Origin of the sequence: Henriciella sp. (assembly GCF_049649345.1) — a bacterium.
In the GTDB taxonomy this organism is placed as follows: domain Bacteria; phylum Pseudomonadota; class Alphaproteobacteria; order Caulobacterales; family Hyphomonadaceae; genus Henriciella.
In genome coordinates this window covers 1-2,300 of sequence record NZ_JBARZC010000511.1, presented here as the reverse complement: position 1 = coordinate 2,300, position 2,300 = coordinate 1, and the positions used below count along the sequence as shown (strand labels likewise).

General features: G+C 56.0%; 2 protein-coding genes and 1 pseudogene. 1 reads left to right on the top strand and 2 read right to left on the bottom strand.

Annotated features, from left to right (window positions below; all coding sequences use genetic code 11):
• Positions 1-106: 106 nt before the first annotated feature.
• A complete protein-coding gene (locus WA989_RS14155; protein WP_424341133.1) occupies positions 107-505 on the top strand; it encodes a hypothetical protein in 399 nt (132 codons plus the stop codon).
• 8 nt (positions 506-513) lie between these two features.
• Here the strand turns inward: WA989_RS14155 and WA989_RS14150 are convergent, their stop codons facing one another.
• Both WA989_RS14150 and WA989_RS14145 read right to left on the bottom strand, forming a co-directional pair.
• Entirely contained in the window at positions 514-1,374 is an 861-nt protein-coding gene (locus WA989_RS14150; RefSeq protein WP_424341132.1) for a hypothetical protein, read from the bottom strand.
• A gap of 9 nt (positions 1,375-1,383) precedes the next feature.
• Positions 1,384-2,300 (bottom strand): annotated as a pseudogene (locus WA989_RS14145) (hypothetical protein); the annotation flags it as partial.

Genomic DNA, 2,300 nt, shown 5'->3' with positions numbered 1-2,300 from the left:
GTGCTGAGCCAATCTGAGTCCGAAAACTAGGTGTGGATTAATCGGCCGCTGAAACTCATTGTTTAACATTCCCGGCTATCGTCTGAGAGAGTCTGGGAAATTGATCATGATGCGGTTACTCGCTGTCACTCTCTTTAGTCTGGTTTGCGCAGAAGTCGCCGTCGGTCAGGGTACGCTCAATGTTGGCGCAACGGTCCGAGAAAGCTGCGAAGTGGACTTCACTCCCGTCACGATCGCGCAAATTGACGACTCGGTTAGCACAACGGCGTTCGAGAACTGCAACAATGGCAACGGGTTCGTCGTTCGCGCTCACCACCGCCCGCTGGAGCCTGGTGAAACCGCGCAACTGATATACGCCAATGAAGTTGTTGATCTTTCCAATGGGAGCCAGACCGACGTGATTGTCCGGACCGGCGCGAAGTTTGGCGAGCAGAAGGTCGCCCTGGAGGCCATCGGACTTCAGGCAGATCTCAATATCACACTGGCTGCAGCCCCGCTAAGTTAGCAGACGTTTCAGATCGTAGAGACCGTGACCGTGACCGTGTCCGAATACCGTCCCGCCAGGCGATTTTTGGCCGGGGGTACGAGCACGATAATGGGGAGTACGCGCCCCAGACGGCCGGGAGAATTGGCAAACGTAAGAATGTCGGCGGCAACGGCAAGATCCAGCTGGCGCCCCGCCAGCTTCATGAAATAGGGTATCCGCGCACGGCCATTCTGCTGCACCAGCGCGCCCTGGTTTTCGGAACTGACGGCCACCTCATAAGGTGATGTCGAGAAGATGCGAAGACCGAAGGGCGGCGAAACCGTCGTCGTCTCGTCGGAAAGAGCTCCGAGATCCAGGCGGTCATTGTTTCCGACAAATCTGAGTCGGATGGCTGGCGGCACGTCAAGAAGCAGGTTTATTTCCGTGAGCGCAGTCTGCGTTGTTGTTGCCTCGTCTATGAGCGACAACAGGAAACGCTGATTGTACGATCCCGACCGGGTGCCCCAATCAAGATCGATGGCGAAGTTGAAGGCTATGCGAAGGTCGCTGTTCGCTGGAATGGTTTGCGAAAGCATGTAGCCTGCACCGCCTGCATAGGATGCGCTGCTCACATATTGGACCCGTATTTCGCCGGCCGGCCCAAACACACGCGTGGTCGGGAAATCCCGATCAGTCGCCGTTGCGTCTCGTCCGAATCCCAGTTTGAACACGCACTCCTGGTCGCTGCGATTGCGTATGACGACGCTCACGGTTTCACGAAGCGGCTCATCCAGCTGCGATGCACTCGGTGAGAGACTGAAAGTCTGGTCCGAGCGGCTGAATTGCAGATCGCAGGCGGAAGCGGGCAACGCCCCCATCAGATACATCGCCCCAAGTAGTATGATCAATATGCGCATCTATTTGCCCCCATTTGGCAGATCCAGATTCACTTCGCCTAAGCGCACCAGATTGGTTCCATTGTCCGGGACTTCGATCTCAAAGTCGATGTCCTGGTCGTTCAATTTTATTCGGTATGAGTTTCCAGCCTTCAGTCCCACGACGGCAAATCGCCCAACCGAATTTGTAAAGAAGGCGGTCGCTTCATAGTCAGGATCGTCTATGCCTTCGACGCGTCCGACCAGAAGCGATCCAGGCGTGCCGGACAAAATCAACGTGCCCACAGCGCTCACATTCGCTTCAGTTCCGACTGTCAGCACATACCCGCTGCGATACGGAGGATTGAGCGTCTCGATGCCCGTGCCGATATCCGTTCCTGGCGGCGCATCCTTGAGATCATATGCGATGTCCTGGCGACTGTAGGAATATACGCGCGATGCAAGAGCTGGTCCGAACCACCCGCTTTCCGCTTCGTATTCGTTGTCCCGCAACTGATCGCCAATAATGACCTGCTCTTCGCGAAGGCTTTCATGGGGCGAGGCAATAACGAAGCTGTCATTGATCGGCCGGCCGATGGCGACCTTTCCGCCAGCGTAAGCGATTGAGCTTCCGATCTGCAAGAAGGCGGTATTGCTATCGCCGATGGTGTCGAAGTCCGATCCCGACGAAATGTAGGCTGCGCGAGCTTCAAAGCGGTTGGAAATATAGTCGCCGCGCACGTCGGCGCTGACCGAATTATCCGATCGCCGAATTCCGGCTTCGTAACCGTATTCACCGACCTTGTCGTCATATCCCTTCGAGAAGGACGCGTTTAGCTGGTCGCGGCGGCTATTATAGTTTGATCTGAATGAATGGTCAGCGCCGAAGCGGGTACTCAAACCGAGCCGTACGCCGAAATTCTCTTCATAAATCCCGCCTGTGCCATACTCGACGCCGG